The organism is Arsukibacterium sp. (assembly GCF_033721375.1).
Lineage (GTDB): Bacteria > Pseudomonadota > Gammaproteobacteria > Enterobacterales > Alteromonadaceae > Alishewanella.
In genome coordinates this window covers 12822-32213 of sequence record NZ_JAWWAP010000004.1, presented here as the reverse complement: position 1 = coordinate 32213, position 19392 = coordinate 12822, and the positions used below count along the sequence as shown (strand labels likewise).

Sequence of the window (19392 nt, the reverse complement as noted above, 5' to 3'; positions counted from 1 at the left end):
CAAGGACTGACTGATGAAATTTCGTTTTCCGGTAATTGTTATTGATGAAGATTTCCGTTCAGAAAATATCTCCGGCTCGGGCATCCGTGACTTAGCTCAGGCTATTGGCATTCATGGCTTTGAAGTGGTTGGCTATACCAGCTACGTTGATTTAACCGCCTTTGCTCAGCAAGCCAGCCGTGCTTCCTGTTTTATTTTATCTATCGACGATGAAGAGTTTGGTAGCGGCAGTGATGCCGATGTTAATACCGCGCTGACCGAGCTTCGGGCCTTTGTTAAAGAAGTGCGCAAGCGTAACGCCGATATACCGATATTTTTATACGGTGAAACCCGTACCAGCCGGCATATTCCAAACGATGTGCTGCGTGAGCTGCACGGTTTTATTCATATGTTTGAAGACACCCCGGAATTTGTCGCCCGCCATATAATCCGCGAAGCGCAGAAATACCTGGATGCGTTAGCCCCGCCGTTTTTTAATGCGTTAATGGATTATGCGTCAGACGGCTCTTACTCGTGGCACTGTCCGGGTCACTCCGGTGGCGTGGCATTTTTAAAAAGCCCGGTTGGCCAGATGTTCCATCAGTTTTTCGGCGAAAATATGCTGCGCGCCGATGTCTGTAACTCGGTTGACGAATTAGGCCAGCTGCTCGATCACACCGGGCCGGTGGCTCAGAGCGAACAAAATGCTGCCCGCATTTTTAATGCTGACCATTTGTTTTTTGTCACCAACGGTACCTCTACCTCAAATAAAATGGTCTGGCATTCGGTGGTCGCACCGGGTGATATTGTGGTGGTAGACCGCAACTGTCATAAGTCGATTTTACATTCGATTATTATGACCGGTGCCATCCCGGTGTTTTTAATGCCAACGCGCAACCATTACGGCATTATCGGCCCTATTCCGAAAAGTGAATTTTCTGCCGAAGCCATTGCCAAAAAGATTGAAGCCAATCCTTTTGCCCGTAATGCCAAAAACAAAAAGCCACGTATTTTAACGTTAACCCAGAGCACCTATGACGGTATCTTGTATAACGTTGAAGAAATTAAACAACAGCTGGGCTCCAGCATCGATACGTTGCATTTTGACGAAGCCTGGCTGCCACATGCCAGTTTTCATGATTTTTATAAGAATATGCACGCCATTGGTAAAGACCGGCCGCGCTCTGACGAAACTCTGGTGTTTGCCACGCAGTCTACCCATAAATTGCTGGCAGGCTTATCGCAGGCCTCGCAGATCCTGGTGCAAAATGCCACTAATCGCACGTTAGATACCCATCGTTTTAACGAATCGTATTTAATGCACAGTTCTACCAGCCCGCAGTATGCCATTATCGCCAGTTGCGACGTTGCCGCTGCGATGATGGAAGCCCCGGGCGGCACTTCACTGGTGGAAGAAAGCTTATTTGAAGCGATGGACTTTCGCCGGGCGATGCGCAAAGTCGATGCCGAGTTTGGGGATGATGACTGGTGGTTTAAAGTCTGGGGCCCCGAGCATTTACCGGAAGAGGGCATAGGCGAGCGCGATAACTGGGTACTGCATGCTACAGACAGCTGGCATGGTTTCGGGCCGATAGAGTCGGGCTTTAATATCCTGGATCCGATCAAGGCCACTATTATTACCCCGGGCCTGAATATGCTGGGCCAGTTTGATGAACAGGGCATTCCGGCCACTATCGTCAGCAAGTATCTGGCAGAGCACGGTATTATTATTGAGAAAACCGGGCTGTATTCGTTCTTTATTATGTTTACCATCGGCATTACCAAAGGCCGCTGGAATTCGATGGTTACTGAGTTACAGCAGTTTAAAGATGACTACGATCAGAACCTGCCAATGTGGCGGGCCATGCCGGAGTTTGTCGCGAAGAACCCGCGTTATGAGAAAGTCGGTTTGCGTGATTTATGTCAGCAAATTCACAATATCTACCGCCAGTTCGACGTGGCCAAAGTCACCACTGAGATGTATTTATCGACCATTGAAACAGCTATGACCCCGGCCAATGCCTGGGCCAAAATGGCCCACCGGGAAATTGAGCGGGTATCGATTGACGATATTACCGGCCGGGTAACCGCCATGTTAGTGACCCCTTACCCACCAGGTATCCCGCTAATGGTGCCAGGCGAGCGCTTTAACCCCACTATTGTCAATTACCTGAAGTTTACCCGGGCCTTTAATAGCCAGTTTCCGGGCTTTGAGACCGATGTCCATGGTCTGGTCCGCGAAACGATCGCCGGTGAAAGTCATTACTTTATCGATGTGGTAAAAGAGTAAAAATCTGCAGTGGTTGCCACCGGTAAAAAGTGCGGTCCGGTGGCAATATTTTCATAATAGCCAGCGAAGCAGCTGGCTGCGACCTGTCTGTTACTTATTGCTTGTTCCCTGCCTGCTCACTAGCACAGCGCCTGCCACTGATAATTGCTGCTGTCTCCCCTTGACTAACCGTCTGCTGTCCCAGCGGCTGTCTGGTATGTTTTTTGAATATGTCTGGTATGTTTTTTGAATGTTGTATTGCTATGTTCAGAGCAGTACTCCGGATTAACACGAACCCACATTCTGGATGATGCCAGCAGGAGGTCAGCGTTATGACAGCAAAGCTTGAGCAAGGCGATATTTATTTCTTTTACCGCAGCAAAATAGACAGCAAACAGGTTAACAGCATTGATGATGTCCAGCGTTTTCATCTGGTGATGGTGCCGGACAATGATGACAAAGCACGCTTATTTGTCGTCGGCAAAAAACGCCTGCCAGAAATCAGCGACGGCTCGTCCAAGTCGACGCAGCGGGAGTGGATGCTGAATTACCTGACGGCCAGCCCGCAGCAGATTGGTAAGGAGCTTGGGCCGCTAGAATATCAAACATCAACCGAAGGCGAGCGTGAGCAGGGTGAAGCTATTCCGGCAGGAGCCGGTCGCTATCTGATGTTTGAGCATCACGATAGCACAAGGCTGGCTTACCGGTTATATCAGCCTGATAAGCCGGGCAAGGCTCAGCAAGAGCTTGGTATATTAGCTGAGGCCAGTTTTGTTATTTCAGTCCGAAACCCCGAAATAGATGTACCCGGTTTTCCTGACGAAAAGCCGGACTATCCGCAACAGCTCAAAGATAAATTTGCCGACAAACGCTGGATTGATATCAGCGACACCAGACTGCTGGATTACGAAAATGCCCAGTTGCTATTAATTGGTGCCCACGATGATTTAGCAGATACTGACGCGGATACTGAAGCAGACATTAGCGGTAAGCCTGCGCTTTTTGATACCCTGGGATTAAAACCGAAAAACTGGCCTGATGCAGCAATTGAGGAGGGCAAATTTACCACGCCTGACTTTAAGCTCGACAGTAAGTCGCCGCGGGGCGATCCAACCAAAGGTGGCCGGCATGGCGGTAAAGCAGCATTAGAAAGTGCTTCGGCTGCAGGTATTGCTCAGGCGCTGAAAGGTATCGATTTCCCCCGCGACCGGGATCAAGTGGTTAAATTTGCTGAAAAACATAATGCCAGTGCTGAGATTATCGATGTATTGCAAGAGCTGCCTGAGCGCAAATTTAACACTATGGCTGATCTGGAAAAAGCCGTAGGGGAGGTAAGATAACATGGCCCAGTTTTCCTGCGACATTTGCGATGCAACCTTTGAACAAAAATCGCGGTTAGAGCGGCATATGCTGACGTCTCATCCGCAACAGGCGATATCTGCAGCCGATATTGAAAAAGCGCTGAAAGGCATTGCGTTTCCGGCGTCCCGCGACGAGCTGGTAGCGGCCATTGACGATAGTAAACAGCGTGCCGGAGAAATTGCTGACATATTAAAGCAGCTTCCCGACCAGCAATACCGTGACGCCGCTGAAATCAGCCGGGCCTTTGGCGGCCTGCGCAGCCATCAGGATAAACCGGACGATCAGCCCAGTAAAAAAGGCGGTGCCCGGGCAATGGAAGTAGCCTCCGCAGCGAATATTGCCAGCGTATTTGCCGGCATGGATTTTCCGGCCAGTGGCGATGAACTTAAAGCGTATGCCCGCGATAACGCCGATGCTGAGCAAATGAGGATTATTGAGCAGTTCAGCGATAAGACCTATCACAGCATGAAAGACGTAGCCAAAGAGTTTGGCCGGGTGTCGTGATACCGTTGGGCAGAGAATAATTAGAATAATTAGAATAATTAGGGTCAGATAACAAATAAATTAGTCTTTAACATTTAATTGTTATCTGACCCCAATTTCTCTGAATTTGCTCAGCAGTATCTGTGACCTGATTCCGGTTTTGTTAGTTTTCAGGTACTCTGTTGTTCAGGCGCTGACAGCATGGATGAAACGAAGCCCGTGACTACAAATACCCCCCTTAACAAAACCCAGGCTCAGGCCAGAGCCGATCAGGTGCTGGCTTTTCGGGCTGAACAGCAGATATTAGTCGAACAAGGCGTGTTGATACTGGCTGATGATAAAGCAGCTCAGGTTCGCGATTATCACGATGCCTTGTTGCAGCAAATGCAGCAGGAGCAGAATGTCGACTTAAACGCCCAGGCCCGCCATTTGTCGCTGGGTATGCAAATTGTCTCATTTCTAGGTGCAACAGCACTTGCCGCCAGTTTATTCTTTCTGTTTTTCCAGTATTGGGGTTATTTCTCTACCGTTAGCCAGGTTGCGCTACTCATTGCTGCGCCGCTATTAAGCCTGGCACTGGCGGTATGGCTGCAGCGGGTTGATGATTCGGGCTACTATGCAAAACTGGCTGCGTTAGTGTCTTTTACTGCCTGGGTACTGAATATCATCATGTTGGGCAGCATTTTTAATATCACGCCATCAGCCAATGCTTTTGCTGTTTTTGCATTATATGGCTTTGTGCTGGCGTATCTGCTGCACGTCCGCTTACTGTTGGCGGCAGCGATACTCTGCAGTTTTATGTTTATCGGCGCGCAGTTTGGCAGCTGGATGGGCAGTTACTGGGTGCATGCCGGCGAGTATCCCGAGCATTTTTTATTAGCCAGTGCAATGTTTTTTGCAGTGCCTATGGCGTTTAAACAGCAACGGTTTGATGGCTTTGCCAATATTTATCAGACACTGTCAGCCGTGGTGTTTTTTATAGCGGTGCTGGTTTTAGCCAATTGGGGCAGTGCCAGTTATTTGCCCTGGTCAGCCGATTTAATAGAAGGGGTGTATCAGGTAGTGGGGTTTGTTGCCAGCGCACTATTGGTACTGTTCGGTATTCGCACACATGCAGCGAAACTGATGCTAACCGGCAATGTGTTCTTTGCGCTGTTTTTATATACCAAGTTTTTTGACTGGTGGTGGGACTGGCTACCAAAATATCTGTTCTTTTTACTGGTCGGCCTTACTGCAATTCTGGCACTGACGATGTTTAACCGTTTTCGCGCTATCCAGCACGCCTGGATGCAATCAGCCGGAGGTGAACATGTCTGAACAGCCTTTCAAAAAACTGCTCTGGTTAGCGGTTGCCACTGTAGTGGTAGTTAATGGCGTAATACTTAGCAAAGTGTTTATTAATCGCAGCGCTATCTTAGCTGAATTGCCTTTAACCGAGCGGGAATTACGCTTGCCAAATCAATATGGTTTTGCCGGCGAGAATTCCGGTAAACGGATCGGTCTGAAGTGGACCACGCCAAACCCTGAGCCGATAAGCGACGAATGGCAATATCAATACCGGCATACTAACCGCGCTATTTCTGTTAGTGATGCGCACTTTGCCAGTTTTCAGTTTCAGCCATGCCAGCCCGGGCGCTATCGGCGACAGCAGCAAAGGGCCTGGGTGTTACTGGAGTTTAACGGTCAAAGTTACTCTGATTACCTTACAGAAGCTGAGCAATATTACGCATTCGTGCAGCAGGCAAATTCGGAACTCACAGCCGAAGTGCAACTGGAACAGCAGCAGCGGGCGGCGGATTTGCTGCAAACCGCAAATGAACGGGCGACCCGTTTATATGTTATCGATGCTGCCGCTACTGCTGAGCTATTGCAAACAGTGTTAGCCGCGCGGCCAACCACACCTGACAGTAAGCTGGTAATTGTGCCCGCTGAAATCCAGGCCAGTTATAATCGCTGTGCTAAAACCGAACAGACAAAATCTAATGAAATTATCGTCACCAGGCTGGCTGTGCAGTCACTTTATGTACCCAGGCGGCTGGCAGCGGCCCTACCGCAAAATAATGACAATATCGAAAGTGAGCCTTTGCAGGCGACTATTTACTACGGGAAATTGCATGAGCCATGGATTAGCACTCTGGAGTAAGTTTTAGCAGCTCGCGCTCTATCGCAAATACATGCTCTTCGTGCTCATTCATATCGCGCAGGGCCTGCGCCAGGTTAAGTAAGTATTCACTATTGGGGCCGCTGGGGCCGGCACTACGGGCGATATGAGCAGCGATTGCTTCGTCACTGGCCGGGCCCAGGTAGGCCTCATTATCAGCGCTGGCTAAATACACCAGACCTTTGGTCTGAACAGCGGCCTGGCCTGGCTCATCCAGCCAATGCAATTCAGTAAATACCCGCAGATAACCATTTTTTTCGCGATGATCCAAATGTTCAAAGGTATCCGGGGTTACCTGATACGCCATACCGGCACAGCGTTCGCCAGGTGCTTCTATCAGAGTAAGCACCCGTCCCGGCGCCTCTGGTGTGCCGCGATGGTCATGCGAGCCCTGCCAGAAACGGCGCTGCCAGCCGTAAATACAGGCGGGCTTTTTATTGAGAAAAGGAAAGTCGGCTTTGTAAATTAATGAACCATAACCGAATAGCCAGACCGATTCGAGATGGTCCAGCGGCTGGCGCTGTTTATTCAGGGCAGCGGTGTTATGTGACATGTTTCTCCACTTAGTAAGCTGAGGTTAGTTGGCAAATGTTTCATGTTGAAAGTCAGGACAGGCGTCGACAGGTTCAGGATCGAGTACCTGTGACCGGCTATCCGCCAGCCAGCAGTCGTCGAAAATCGAACAATAGCAAAAGGTAATTGCGGTTTGTGGATTACCAACAGCAGCTTGAAATTTTCTGGCTAAAGCAGGCTCGGCAACCGACAGTAAATCAATTTTCCGACCAGGGCTGAGCACACGGTTGCTGATGGTATTCCGGCCGACGTTTTCATCAAAAGTGCCACCAAGATACGTTACCACCTGAGCCCAGTCACGCATTGGTTTGCCATCGACCTCGACTTTCACCGCGCGAATAAGCGCCGGCCCCACACCGGTGTTAGTGAAAGTAAGGGTAAAGCTGGCATCCTGGCCAAAATCATAGTCTGCAATCGATATCTGGATAAAAGGCCAAACGGCTGCTGATGTTTGCTTGCGTATTGCTTCAGACTCAGTAAGAGCGGCATAAAGTGCCAAAACGGCAATAAATATGCCTACAACAGATAAAATCGTTTGCCAGAAAGACAAACGAATAAAAATTTTTTCACTGGCAGAAGGTATTTGCGCAGGTTCAGTATCTGAAAGATAGTTATGAGATTCTGCATGCTGTTCAGGCATTGCTTTAACCCTCATTGTAAAACAAGCTGTGTTGAAATAATCTCGATGCTGATTAAGCTTAGCCTGAGTCAGCCCAGATGACTAACCTCAATTCAGCTTTTTAACCTCAGCATCAAAACCACCCTCTGCCAGTTTAATGGCTACCTTATCGCCGGTTTTTAATTGTTTACTGCTGGTAAGCACCTGCTGTTTATCGTCAAAAGTAATACTGTAACCACGCGCTAAGGTAGCCAGTGGGCTTACTGTGTTCAGCTGGTTGCTTAAGCGGCCGAGGGTTTGCTGTTGCTGGCTTAGCTGCTGGCTGATGCCGCGTTGCAGCCGTTGTTGCAGCTGTTGTAGCTGTTCGTGCTGTTGCTTAATGGCTTTAGCAGGGGACAAATGCTGCAGGCTTTGCTGTAAATACTGCTGCTGGCGTTTGGCATTGGCCAGTTGCTGATTAATAGTGCGGTTTAAGCGTAGCTGCAGCTCGTCCAGCCGCTGTTGCTGTTGCTGCAGGCGCCGTTTCGGGTGCAACGCTAACAGGCGTTGTTCCAGTTGTTTAAGGTCTGGCTTTAAGTGATTAAGCTTACTGCGCTGGGCTTGCACCAGCGCGCTTTGCAGGCGGCGCAGCCGCTCCAGTAAATGGCTTTGATCAGGCGATACCAGCTCTGCTGCGGCAGACGGCGTTGGGGCCCGCACGTCGGCAACAAAGTCAGTCAGGGCAAAATCTATTTCATGGCCGACCGCACTGACTATCGGAATAGGGCAGGCAGCGACGGCGCGGGCCAGCTGCTCGTCGTTAAAACACCATAAATCTTCCAGCGAACCGCCGCCACGGCCAATTATTAGTACATCTACTTCGTCACGTCGAATCGCCGTGCTAAGCATTTGTCTAAGCTGGCCAGCAGCCTGTTCGCCCTGCACTAAGCAAGGGTAAATAATCACTTCAATACCCGGCGCGCGGCGCTGTAATACGCTGACAATATCGCGAATAGCGGCACCGGTGGGCGAGGTAATAACGCCCACCCGGTTAATATGGGCCGGTAGCGGCTGTTTGCGCGCTTCATCAAACAGCCCCTCAGCCTGCAGCCGGTTTTTAAGTTGCTCGTACTGTTGCTTTAGCAGGCCGTCACCGGCCGGCTCGATCATTTCTGCCAGCAGCTGATACTCACCCCGTGGCTCGTATACGCTGATGCGGGCCCGGATCAGTATCTGCTGGCCGTTTTGCGGTTTGACGCTGGCATTACGGTTGGCCTGCTTAAACATTGCTACTTTTACCTGGGCGGCCTGATCTTTTAATGAAAAATACCAGTGACCCGATGCTGCCTGCACAAAATTAGACACCTCTCCCACCAGCCACAACCGCTGAAACTGCAGCTCCAGAATAAGCCTGACTTCGCTGTTTAAACGGGAAACGGTATAAATATCGGGGTTTTGCATCTTTTACTCAGGGTTAGCTGCTTTGAGGCTAGTTTACGCCAAGGCTCAGTGTTAACACAAAAAGAAAAAACTGATTGTTCTGTCGCCATAAATCCTTTAAAATTGCGCCGCAACATTCCCTATCTTTTCATCCTTCACAGCGAGATTGTTGCAATGCTCAGGATCAAGAAAGAAGCCCTTACCTTTGACGACGTGTTATTGGTACCGGCGCACTCTACCGTTCTACCCCACACTGCGGATTTACGCACTCAACTGACCAAAAGCATCACGCTGAATATTCCTATGGTATCGGCCTCTATGGACACGGTAACCGAAGCCCGTTTAGCTATTGCGCTGGCACAGGAAGGTGGTCTGGGTTTTATTCATAAGAATATGACTATTGAAGAGCAGGCCGCCAATGTTCGCAAGGTGAAAAAATATGAAAGCGGTGTGGTCTCTGATCCGGTAACAGCCCTGGCCGATATGACGGTACGTGAAGTGCAGGCATTAGCCCAGCAGCATGGTTTTTCCGGCTTTCCGGTACTGGATAAAGAGCAGAACCTGGTGGGTATTGTTACCGGCCGGGATATGAGCTTTGAAGCCGACTTGCAAGCTAGCGTTACCTCTGTGATGACCCCACGTGAGCGACTGGTTACCGTTAACGAAAACGCCCCCCGTGAACAAGCCTTTAAACTGATGCACCAGCACCGGATTGAAAAAGTGCTGGTAGTGGATGACAACTTTAAATTAAAAGGCCTGATTACTGTACGCGACTACTATAAAGCCGCCAGTAAGCCAAACGCCTGTAAAGATGAATTAGGCCGGCTGCGGGTTGGCGCTGCAGTAGGCGTTGGCCCGGGCACTGACGAGCGGATTGCCGCCTTAGTGGAAGCCGGCGTCGATATTCTGTTAATTGACACCTCCCATGGCCACTCTCAGGGCGTGATTGAACGGGTGAAGCAAACCCGTGCTCAGTACCCTGATTTACAAATTGTTGCCGGTAACGTCGCCACCGCTGAAGGCGCTAAGGCGCTGGCAGAAGCCGGTGCTAATGCCGTTAAAGTCGGTATTGGCCCGGGCTCCATTTGCACCACCCGGATTGTTACCGGTTGCGGCGTGCCACAAATTACCGCCATTTCTGACGCGGTAGAAGGTATTAAAGGTACTGACGTTTGCATTATTGCCGATGGCGGTATCCGCTTCTCCGGTGATGTGGCCAAAGCCTTAGTGGCCGGTGCCCATTGCGTAATGGTCGGTTCAATGTTTGCCGGTACCGAAGAGGCGCCGGGCGAAGTAGAGCTGTATCAGGGTCGTTACTATAAGTCGTACCGGGGTATGGGCTCACTGGGTGCAATGGCGCAGCGCAATGGCTCGTCTGACCGTTATTTCCAGGGCAGCAACAATGCCGAAAAACTGGTGCCGGAAGGCATTGAAGGCCGGGTGGCTTATAAAGGCCCGATTGAAAATATTATTCATCAGCAAATGGGTGGCCTGCGCTCTGCCATGGGCTTAACCGGTAGCCCGGATATGCTGACCCTGCGCACCAAGCCTGAGTTTGTTAAGGTTACCGCCGCCGGTATGGGGGAGTCGCACGTGCATGATGTGCAAATCACCAAGGAAGCGCCTAACTACCGGTTAGGCTAACAACATTACGTTTACGCGGCGGGCCTGGCCCGCCGCCTTATTTTGCAAAGGTTGTTATGAGCAAGAACATTCACCACCATCGTATTTTAATTCTGGATTTCGGTTCGCAGTACACCCAGCTTATTGCCCGCCGGGTACGCGAAATTGGCGTGTATTGTGAATTATGGGCCTGGGATGTCAGCGACGAGCAAATTCGCGAATTTAACCCCACCGGCATTATTTTATCGGGTGGCCCGGAAAGCGTACCTAACCCTGACTCGCCGCGGGCGCCGGAATACGTGTTTAACGCCGGTGTACCTGTGCTGGGCATTTGCTACGGTATGCAAACCATGGCCGAGCAGCTGGGCGGCAAGGTGCAGGGCTCGGATTTACGTGAGTTTGGCTATGCTCAGGTTGAAGTGATTGCTGCCAACGACTTTTTTGCCAAGATTGAAGACCATATCGGTGGCAACGGCAATGCCTTGCTCGATGTGTGGATGAGCCATGGCGATAAAGTGATGAGCATACCTCCTGGCTTTGTAACCTGCGCCCAGACCACCACCTGTCCGCATGCCGGCATGGTTGATGAAGCGCGTCAGTTCTATGGCGTGCAGTTTCACCCGGAAGTAACCCATACCCGGCAGGGGTTGCGGATGCTGGAGCATTTCGTTGTTAACATTTGTGGTTGCGACAAACTGTGGACGCCAGCCACCATTATTGAAGATGCGGTGGCCCGCTTAAAACAACAAATTGGTGATGACCGGGTTATTCTCGGCTTATCAGGCGGCGTAGACAGCTCGGTTACCGCCATGCTGCTGCACCGCGCCATTGGTGCTAACCTGACGTGTGTGTTTGTTGATAACGGTTTGCTGCGGTTAAACGAAGGCAAGCAGGTAATGGATATGTTCGGCGACCACTTTGGCCTGAACATCATTAAAATTGATGCCGAACAGCGCTTTTTAGATGCCTTAGCCGGTGAAAATGAGCCGGAAGCCAAACGCAAAATTATTGGCCGGGTGTTTGTTGAAGTGTTCGACGAAGAGTCGCAAAAGCTGGAAAACGCCAAGTGGCTGGCCCAGGGCACGATTTATCCGGACGTGATTGAATCTGCTGGTTCTGCTACCGGTAAAGCCCATGTGATTAAATCGCACCATAATGTCGGGGGCTTACCGGCTCATATGAAGCTGGGGTTGGTAGAGCCGCTGCGTGAGCTGTTTAAGGACGAAGTGCGCAAAGTAGGCCTGGAGCTGGGGCTGCCGTATGACATGCTGTACCGTCATCCTTTCCCGGGGCCGGGCTTAGGCGTGCGGGTACTGGGTGAAATAAAAAAAGAATACTGTGATTTACTGCGCCGGGCCGATGCCATCTTTATTGAAGAGCTGCATAAAGCGGATTTATACAATAAAGTCAGCCAGGCCTTTGCGGTGTTTTTACCGGTGAAATCAGTGGGCGTAATGGGCGATGCCCGTAAATACGACTGGGTTATTTCGCTGCGCGCAGTGGAAACCATCGATTTTATGACCGCGCACTGGGCTCACTTGCCTTACGAGATGCTGGGTAAGGTGTCTAACCGGATCATTAATGAAATTAATGGTATTTCCCGGGTAGTTTACGATATATCTGGCAAGCCACCAGCCACCATCGAGTGGGAATAGTTTTGGCGTCGTCTTTGACGCTATAGCGGTATTGCCGGCAGATTTTACCCCGGTCACATACTTTATGTATGCTCCCGGGGCTAAAACCTTTGGCGGCTTTGCTATAGCACCAAATCCATAGCCAAAACTGTTTTATTGTATGCTCCCGGAGCTGATCAAACATTATTTTAGGTAATGTTGATGTTAAATTTATTTTAAAAGGCGCCTAGGCGCCTTTTTTGTTTATCATGTTATGCTGCTGTTTTGATTTGGGGCGCAAGCAGGCGCGTTCAGTTAAGTTAATACGGAGTGACAGGATGAACTATCGTTATACCCTTATCTGGCTGCTGGCATTCGCCCTGAGCGGCTGTGCTGCAAAACCTGAAGCTAACGACAATGCTGCGGCCATCACTAATGCTGCGCCTGGCAGCAATCAGGCAGATAAGCCAGCCCCGACAACTGACGAGCCGTCAGCCGCTGAGCAGCTAAGCGCCGGCCAGACTACTAAAATAGTAACCTCGCAGGGTACGCTGGAGCTTGAGCCCACCGTCGTCGATATGGAGCCGGTTGCAGCAGATAGTGAGGTTGCCCGGAGTGGCCAGGCAGCGCCGTTATATGATGACCCCCTTGAGGGCTGGAACCGGGCAATATTCCGTTTTAACCATGTCTCGTATAGCTATGTTTTAATTCCTATCGCTAAAGGCTATCAGAAAGTACTGCCGGCGCCGGTCCGCGATAAAGTGGGCAATGCCTTTGCCAATATTCGAGAGCCTCTTAATCTGCTTAATAATGCCGTGGCTGGAAACTTTAAGGGGGCCGGCACCAATCTGGGGCGCTTTGTCATTAACTCTACTATTGGCATTCTGGGGCTGTTTGACCCGGCCACGTCCTGGTTTGAAATCCCCAAGGCAAAACAAAGTATTGCCGATACCTTAAGCCATTATCAGGTCGGTAATGGTCCTTATTTAGTGTTGCCGATCCTTGGGCAGAGCGATGTTCGCGGCGCCAGCTCGGTACTGGGTGAAGCGTTTTTACATCCGCTGAACCAGCTGGTTAATACCCCCGAGTTGTATTATCTGCAGGGCGTCAATGTGATAAACAGTTTTTCTGATCGCGCTGACTTATACCAGACCTTATATAAACAGGCTGACGATCCTTATATCTATTTCCGCAACCAACATTTACAAGGACTGAAAAGGGACGAAGCTTATGTCAAACCTGAGTAAGCAAAGCGGTTTAATCAGTTGGCTGGCGAATACGATTGTCCGGCTGCGCTGGGTTTTGATTGCGCTGTTTATCGCGCTGCTTGCCGGCGCGACGACCTTTTTAAGTCAGTTCCGGATAGATGCGTCGGCCGAAACGCTGCTGGTCAAAAACAATGCGTTGTATATCGAAAGCCAGCTGGCAAACCAGCGGTTTGCCCCGGATGAATTTATTCTGGTTGCTTATCAGCCCAAAGACGGTGAGCTGTTTTCTGAGCAAACTTTTGCTGATATTGCCACGCTAAGTGCTGATTACGCCACGCTTGAGCGGGTAAGCTCGGTGACGTCAATGCTGACGGTGCCGCTGCTGAGCGATGCCAGTGCCTTTACCTCTGGTGCCGACGTTGCAAGCCTGACCTGGCAACAACAGCAATATACGCCAGCGCAGATGCGTCAGCTGCTAACCAATCATCCGATTTTTACCGATTTACTGCTGAATAAAGCGCAAACCGCTGCCGGGATTCAGATAGTTTTTAAAGCTGATGCAGAGCTTAGCGAACTTGAGCGCCAAATTCTGGCTATTCAGCAGCATACATTAAACCGCGAGCTAACTGTTGCCGAGCAGAATGAGCTTGAACAATTAAAGCAGGCTGCAGACCCGATCCGCCAGCGTTTAATTACCCAGCGGCAGCAGGAAATTGAACAGATTGAGCAATTTAATCAGCAGGTTAACGAGCGCGCTGCCACCTATGTCGGTGGCGCTTATGTGGTAGGCCAGCATCTGGTCGATATGATTAAAAGTGATTTAACCAGCTTTGGCCTGGCTATCGCCCTGATTATTGCCGTGTTGCTACTGCTTATCTACCGCAGCTGGCACGGCGTGTTTTTTCCGCTACTCAGCTGCAGTGTCAGTGTGCTGCTTACCTGTGGCTTGTTTGGCATGCTGGATATCCGTACCACGGTAATTTCAGCAAACTTTATCGCGCTGCAGTTAATCCTGACCCTGGCGGTGATGATCCACCTGCTGGGTGCCTATCGGGAAATCGCCCGCGATGAGCCGGAACTGGATCAGCAGCAGCGGGTAACCGGCATGCTGGTGCAGAAACTATCGCCTTGTTTTTATGCCACTCTGACTACCTCGGTTGGCTTTGGCTCGCTTATTTTCAGCGGTATTCAGCCGGTAGTCGATTTTGGTTTTATGATGCTGATAGCGATGTTGATCACGATGAGTGTCAGCTTGCTGCTATTTCCGGCACTGCTCAGTTTATTAAAAGCCCGGCCTGAAACGGCCGACTTTGCCTGGCTGGCCCGCGCGCTTAAGCACACTGCTGGCCTGGTTCAGCGCCGGCCTTATCCGGTAATAGTGTTAGTTGTGGTTTTGTTCAGTGGCCTGGCAACCGGTATCAGCAGGCTGAATGTAGAAAACAGTTTTATCAACTACTTTGCCAAAGACACCCAGGTGCACCAGGAGCTGGCCTTTATTGATCAGCAGTTTGGCGGCTCCACACCACTGGATATCGTGATAACCCTGAATCCGGCACAGTCTAAACCTGACCTGGTCATTGCTGCAGATCAGCTTAATCAGTTGCATCTGGCCCATGCCGCAGTAGTGGCTTTTGAGGCCAGCGGTAGTGTGACGTCACTGATTAATTTCACTACGCTTGCCAGGCAGTTGAATGACGACAAACCGCTGACTGAATATGAGCTCGACACCATTTATGAGATGCTCAGCAGCAAAGTCACTAATCAGCTGGTTGGTGCCTATCTTGCAGACTCGCCAAAGCAGGTGCGGATTGCCAGTCGTATTCAGGATACCACCGCTGATTTAAACCGTGAGCAGTTAATGCAGCAGTTGCATCAGGATTTGCAGGCCGTTGGCCTGGCAGAGCAAGACTATAAGCTGACCAACTTGTTTGTGTTGTATCAGGATATTTTATCGAGGCTGTTTGATTCACAGGTAACGACGTTAGGGCTGGTGTATCTGGCGCTGGGATTAATGCTGCTGGTAATTTTCCGTTCAGTAAAAATTGCTGTAATAGCACTTATTCCCAATGTCCTGACTACGCTTGGGATCCTGGGCTTGATTGGCTGGCTGAATATCCCACTGGATTTAATGACGATTACTATTGCCGCCATAGCCATGGGGATTGCGGTCGACGATACCATTCATTTTGTTCACAACTACTTGCAGCAGTCTGCGGACAATGCGTTAAGCGCCACGTTCGGTCATACCGGTATGGCCATTGTGTTCACCTCGGTTATTATTGCTGCTGGCTTTGCCGTGTTTGGTTTTTCCGACTTTCTGCCCAGCGTCTATTTCGGTATTCTGACCGCTGCAGCGATGTTAATGGCGTTACTGACCGATTTAACCATTTTGCCGGCTTTGCTCAGTCGGTTTGTCAAAGACAAAACAAAAAGTCAGCCGCTGCAGCCGGCAACTGCTGATAGCGGGAAAAGTTAGCAATTACGGCGGGTAATATGCTTGTAGCCTGACGGTTAGCTGGTTATGCTGTGGCCATGATTAGTTTGTGAAGGGCAGGTCAGGCTCGTGCTGTTATGAGGTTAAGAGAAACGCTGGTTGCCTATATGTTGCCGTTGCTGGTGTTGCCAGTATTACTGTTCGGCTATCTGGCATATCAGTACAGTCAGCGTTATATGCAGCAGCAAACCTATTATCAGGTGCGCAGCGCCCTGGCTGGGCAACAGCAACAGTTGCACGACTTCATCAGTACCCAGCAAACGCAGTTGCAAATGCTGGCACTAAACCCTGATTTGCAGCAATACCTGCAAACCGGTGACAGCGCGCTGTTATCGCCTTTGCGACAGCACTGGCAGCGATTCAGCGCAGAACAGTCGAGTATTGAAGCGATTAAACTGGTGCAGCTTAATGGCGAGTATGCGCTGCACCTGCCTGAAATAACCGCCAATATTGCCGTGCCAAACCGGTTTCGCAACGAGTATTTTTCGCCGTTACAGGCGATGATTGATGAGCAGGGCTATTTTCTGGCACCGTTACCCGATAGTCGTGAGCGCAAATTGTACTTTGCCAGAAAACTCTATGTCAGCTCCCTGACTGAATCGCGCCGCCTGTGGGGATATCTGGTTATCATGGTCAGCCCGGGCTTACTGGATAACATCGTTAATACGCCTTTTACCAGTAACAGCGTCAATCTGATGATCAGCAAAACGGCGACTATCGCCTATGCGGCAGATCCGGTGCTGATAAACAGCGCCTTTGCGCCGACGAATTTCAGACAAATACAACGCAGTATCGGTGCCGACAGCTTGCAAAGGGTATTATTGCTGGGCCAGTATCGCGAGTTACTGGGTGTGCCGCTGCCCGGCAATTATCAGTTGTTGTACGGACTGGACCCGGCTCAGTTGTACGACGAGCAACGCTGGCTGTCCCGGGTGTTACTGTTGCTGATGGTATTGATATGCCTGCTGTTGCCATTACTGGTGTACTGGTTGCTGATCAAGCATATTTTTAATCCGGTTAAGCAACTTACTGCCGCTAAAACCGCGGTTGGCCGCGGCGATCTGTCAGTATTGCTGGAAGTGAAAAAGCAGGACGAACTGGGCGATATGTTTGCTGCTTTTAACGTTATGGTGCGCCAGCTGCGGGTTTATCGTGAGCGCGAGCGCGCTTATAAACAGCAACTGGAAGATAAAGTATTGCGCCGCACGCAGGATTTAGCCCGGGCTAATGATGATTTAGCTGCCGCGAATCAGGAGTTAATTTTAGCCAGAGAAACCGCAGAGCAGGCTAACCGGCTGAAAAGTGTTTTCCTGGCTAATATGAGTCATGAAATCAGGACGCCTTTGACGGCCATCATTGGGTTTAGTGATCAGGCGCTGCAGGAAAACGACCCGGACAAACGGCAGGATTATTTAAAGCGGGTGTTGAAAAGCGGCGATCATCTGCTGGGCCTGATCAACGATATTCTGGATTTATCGAAAATTGAAGCCGATAAACTGGAGTTAAACCGTGAGCAGTTTGACTGCCTGACAGCCATTGATGATATTTATCAGCTGGCATGTGAACAGGCCCAATCGAAAGGTTTGAGCTGTCAGTTAAAATGGCAGTTTCCACTACCCAAAATGCTCTACAACGACAGTCTGCGCTTTCGTCAGGTACTGCTGAACCTTAGTAGCAATGCGGTGAAATTTACCCAGAAAGGCAAGGTGGTGTTTCAGGTCAGTTATGATCAGCTGGCCAGACAATTGTCGGTAAAAGTAAAAGATACCGGGATCGGCATGAGTGATGATGAACTGGCCAGGATTTTCCGGCCTTTTGTCCAGGCGGATGCGACCGTCACCCGCCATTTTGGCGGCACCGGCCTGGGCCTGGTTATTTCCAAAAAGCTTATGGAGCAAATGGACGGTGATATCCAGGTAGAGAGCGTCAAAGGTATTGGCAGCTGTTTTGAAGTGATTTTACATTGCCAGCAGCAGGATATTGAGTTGGTTGACAGCTATCAGCCGCAGCAGAAGCTGGCGGAGCAGAGCAGCCCGTTGCCGGCTGACAGCTCAGTAAAAGTGCTGGTGGCAGAAGATAACCCTGATAATCAGTTATTACTGAAGTTATTACTGGAAAAAAGTAATGCCAGCGTGGTAGTGGTGGATAATGGCCATAAAGCGGTGGAAATGGTGCTGCATGATGAGTTTGATCTGGTATTTATGGATATGCAGATGCCGCTGATGGGAGGGGAGGAAGCCACCCGGCTTATTCGTCATGCCGGCATAGAAGTGCCGATTATCGCCGTAACCGCCAATGTGATGAGTGAAGACGTGGAACGCTACCGCGAGGCGGGTTGCCAGGCACTGCTGGGCAAACCGGTGGTGCAAAGTGAATTTCTGGCCATTCTCAGCCGGTTTGCCAAAGTGCGAAAAGACAGTGAGCAGGACTGGTTGCAGCGGTTGGAACAAGATCCGCAAATGCAGGCACTGAAACGGCAGTTTGGCCGGCAATTACCGGAGCTGCTGGCTGAATTGCAGCGGCATTTTCAGGCCAGAGACTTTTCGGCATTGCGCTTTGCGGCGCATAGCCTCAAAGGCAGTGCCGGCAGTATGGGCTATCCGGAGGTAACCCGGTTAGCAGGCGAAATTGAACAAGCGGTGTCTGAACAGCCAGCAGAACTTGCCGGCTTGCTGGCTGAGCTGGAACAGTATATTAACGATGCACAGCTAAGCAGCGAGCAACACTATTAATCGCGGGCAGGAGACAGTATGAGTGCACAACGGGCTTTATTAATTATTCTGGATGAAAAAATACGCTCAGATCGGCTGGTTTTACCAACCTTGCCCGATATTGCGCTCAGAGTGCGCGAACGGGCCGATGATCCGCAAATCAGTTTGCAGCAAATGGCTGACGTGATCAGTCAGGATCCGGCCTTGTCGGCCAGAATGATTAAGGTCGCCAACAGTGCTTTTATGGGGCGATCAATTCAGGTAAACAGCTTAAATCAGGCAGTTACCCGGATTGGCCTGAGCCAGATTAAAAATATTGCTATCGCCATGGCGATGGAACAACTGTTTGTATCGCAGCATAAGCAGGTTCAGCAACAGCTGGACAGGTTATGGCGGGACAGTGTGCAAACCGCCAGTGTCGCCGTCGCTTGCCTGCAGTTTTATAAAGCCAGACATCGCGACTGCAAACTAAATAGTGATGTGATGGCGCTGGCCGCGCTGGTCCATAATATAGGTGCGCTGCCGGTACTGATTGAAGCAGAGCGCCATCCCGATGTATTTGGTCATCCGGCCTTTATGCAGGTGCTGATAGATAAAATTGCTGCCCCGGTGGGCCTGAAAATTATTCAAAGCTGGGGCTTTGGTGATGAATTTATGCCGGTGGTACAGCACTGGCGCAGCCCCCGCAGTGAGCCTGAGCCAGGCTATACCGATTTTATCCGGCTGGCAGCAATTAATCGTAATTACTACCTGCCAGAGCTGGCTCAGACGTTATTAGCGGACTACGTAACCCGCGAGCTGGTGCCGGTGCCGGAATTTATGCAGCAACGGGAAATTGCCGATACTTACCAGGATGTGCGGGCGTTGTTTAATTAAAT

Annotated in this window: 14 protein-coding genes; 11 read left to right on the top strand and 3 right to left on the bottom strand. The window is 50.3% G+C overall.

What is annotated here, in order from left to right; genetic code table 11:
* The first annotated feature begins 13 nt into the window (after positions 1 to 13).
* The 5 genes from R3187_RS06995 to R3187_RS06975 all read left to right on the top strand — a co-directional run bounded on the left by R3187_RS06995 (position 14) and on the right by R3187_RS06975 (position 6236).
* Positions 14 to 2269, top strand: a complete 2256-nt coding sequence (locus R3187_RS06995; protein WP_318965972.1) for an arginine/lysine/ornithine decarboxylase — start codon at positions 14 to 16, stop codon at positions 2267 to 2269.
* Between the two features lie 311 nt (positions 2270 to 2580).
* The gene (locus R3187_RS06990; protein ID WP_318965971.1) at positions 2581 to 3588 is read left to right on the top strand and encodes a DUF2795 domain-containing protein; all 1008 of its coding nucleotides are present in this window, start codon (positions 2581 to 2583) and stop codon (positions 3586 to 3588) included.
* 1 nt (position 3589) lies between these two features.
* A complete protein-coding gene (locus R3187_RS06985) occupies positions 3590 to 4114 on the top strand; it encodes a DUF2795 domain-containing protein (RefSeq protein WP_318965970.1) in 525 nt (174 codons plus the stop codon).
* 180 nt (positions 4115 to 4294) lie between these two features.
* Positions 4295 to 5410 carry a DUF2157 domain-containing protein gene (locus R3187_RS06980; protein ID WP_318965969.1) on the top strand — a complete coding sequence of 372 codons (1116 nt, stop codon included), beginning with the start codon at positions 4295 to 4297 and terminating at the stop codon, positions 5408 to 5410.
* Positions 5403 to 6236, top strand: a complete 834-nt coding sequence (locus R3187_RS06975) for a DUF4824 family protein (protein ID WP_318965968.1) — start codon at positions 5403 to 5405, stop codon at positions 6234 to 6236. Before R3187_RS06980 ends, R3187_RS06975 begins: the two co-directional genes overlap by 8 nt.
* On the opposite strand, the gene R3187_RS06970 is transcribed toward R3187_RS06975, so the two are convergent.
* The 3 genes from R3187_RS06970 to xseA form a co-directional block, all read right to left on the bottom strand.
* Positions 6220 to 6807 carry a gamma-glutamylcyclotransferase gene (locus R3187_RS06970; RefSeq protein ID WP_318965967.1) on the bottom strand — a complete coding sequence of 196 codons (588 nt, stop codon included), beginning with the start codon at positions 6805 to 6807 and terminating at the stop codon, positions 6220 to 6222. The genes R3187_RS06975 and R3187_RS06970 overlap by 17 nt on opposite strands.
* A gap of 24 nt (positions 6808 to 6831) precedes the next feature.
* The gene (locus tag R3187_RS06965) at positions 6832 to 7467 is read right to left on the bottom strand and encodes a hypothetical protein (RefSeq protein ID WP_290619084.1); all 636 of its coding nucleotides are present in this window, start codon (positions 7465 to 7467) and stop codon (positions 6832 to 6834) included.
* 87 nt (positions 7468 to 7554) lie between these two features.
* Positions 7555 to 8886 carry an exodeoxyribonuclease VII large subunit gene (xseA, locus tag R3187_RS06960; RefSeq protein WP_318965966.1) on the bottom strand — a complete coding sequence of 444 codons (1332 nt, stop codon included), beginning with the start codon at positions 8884 to 8886 and terminating at the stop codon, positions 7555 to 7557.
* Positions 8887 to 9039: 153 nt separating this feature from the next.
* On the opposite strand from xseA, the gene guaB reads away from it, so the two are divergent.
* The 6 genes from guaB (at position 9040) to R3187_RS06930 (ending at position 19390) form a co-directional block, all read left to right on the top strand.
* Complete coding sequence (guaB, locus tag R3187_RS06955) at positions 9040 to 10509, top strand: IMP dehydrogenase (RefSeq protein ID WP_290619079.1); 1470 nt, start codon at positions 9040 to 9042, stop codon at positions 10507 to 10509.
* A 56-nt stretch (positions 10510 to 10565) separates the two neighbouring features.
* Positions 10566 to 12143: a glutamine-hydrolyzing GMP synthase gene (gene guaA, locus R3187_RS06950; protein ID WP_318965965.1), complete on the top strand. Its 1578-nt coding sequence runs from the start codon at positions 10566 to 10568 to the stop codon at positions 12141 to 12143.
* A gap of 296 nt (positions 12144 to 12439) precedes the next feature.
* Complete coding sequence (locus tag R3187_RS06945) at positions 12440 to 13348, top strand: VacJ family lipoprotein (RefSeq protein ID WP_318965964.1); 909 nt, start codon at positions 12440 to 12442, stop codon at positions 13346 to 13348.
* Positions 13332 to 15785, top strand: a complete 2454-nt coding sequence (locus tag R3187_RS06940) for an efflux RND transporter permease subunit (protein WP_318965963.1) — start codon at positions 13332 to 13334, stop codon at positions 15783 to 15785. The genes R3187_RS06945 and R3187_RS06940 overlap by 17 nt, the downstream gene beginning before the upstream one ends.
* A gap of 95 nt (positions 15786 to 15880) precedes the next feature.
* On the top strand, positions 15881 to 18535 hold the full coding sequence (locus R3187_RS06935; RefSeq protein ID WP_318965962.1) for an ATP-binding protein: 2655 nt from the start codon (positions 15881 to 15883) through the stop codon (positions 18533 to 18535).
* Between the two features lie 18 nt (positions 18536 to 18553).
* The gene (locus R3187_RS06930) at positions 18554 to 19390 is read left to right on the top strand and encodes an HDOD domain-containing protein (RefSeq protein WP_318965961.1); all 837 of its coding nucleotides are present in this window, start codon (positions 18554 to 18556) and stop codon (positions 19388 to 19390) included.
* Positions 19391 to 19392: the final 2 nt, after the last annotated feature.

Excerpts from the sequence above, each read along its gene's own strand:
- R3187_RS06985 (WP_318965970.1), top strand. The coding sequence starts at position 3,590 with ATGGCCCAGTTTTCCTGCGACATTTGCGATGCAACCTTTGAACAAAAA.
- R3187_RS06975 (WP_318965968.1), top strand. The coding sequence starts at position 5,403 with ATGTCTGAACAGCCTTTCAAAAAACTGCTCTGGTTAGCGGTTGCCACT.
- xseA (WP_318965966.1), bottom strand. The coding sequence starts at position 8,886 with ATGCAAAACCCCGATATTTATACCGTTTCCCGTTTAAACAGCGAAGTC.
- R3187_RS06930 (WP_318965961.1), top strand. The coding sequence starts at position 18,554 with ATGAGTGCACAACGGGCTTTATTAATTATTCTGGATGAAAAAATACGC.
- R3187_RS06965 (WP_290619084.1), bottom strand. The coding sequence starts at position 7,467 with ATGCCTGAACAGCATGCAGAATCTCATAACTATCTTTCAGATACTGAA.
- R3187_RS06995 (WP_318965972.1), top strand. The coding sequence starts at position 14 with ATGAAATTTCGTTTTCCGGTAATTGTTATTGATGAAGATTTCCGTTCA.
- R3187_RS06945 (WP_318965964.1), top strand. The coding sequence starts at position 12,440 with ATGAACTATCGTTATACCCTTATCTGGCTGCTGGCATTCGCCCTGAGC.
- R3187_RS06935 (WP_318965962.1), top strand. The coding sequence starts at position 15,881 with ATGAGGTTAAGAGAAACGCTGGTTGCCTATATGTTGCCGTTGCTGGTG.
- guaA (WP_318965965.1), top strand. The coding sequence starts at position 10,566 with ATGAGCAAGAACATTCACCACCATCGTATTTTAATTCTGGATTTCGGT.
- guaB (WP_290619079.1), top strand. The coding sequence starts at position 9,040 with ATGCTCAGGATCAAGAAAGAAGCCCTTACCTTTGACGACGTGTTATTG.
- R3187_RS06940 (WP_318965963.1), top strand. The coding sequence starts at position 13,332 with ATGTCAAACCTGAGTAAGCAAAGCGGTTTAATCAGTTGGCTGGCGAAT.
- R3187_RS06980 (WP_318965969.1), top strand. The coding sequence starts at position 4,295 with ATGGATGAAACGAAGCCCGTGACTACAAATACCCCCCTTAACAAAACC.
- R3187_RS06990 (WP_318965971.1), top strand. The coding sequence starts at position 2,581 with ATGACAGCAAAGCTTGAGCAAGGCGATATTTATTTCTTTTACCGCAGC.
- R3187_RS06970 (WP_318965967.1), bottom strand. The coding sequence starts at position 6,807 with ATGTCACATAACACCGCTGCCCTGAATAAACAGCGCCAGCCGCTGGAC.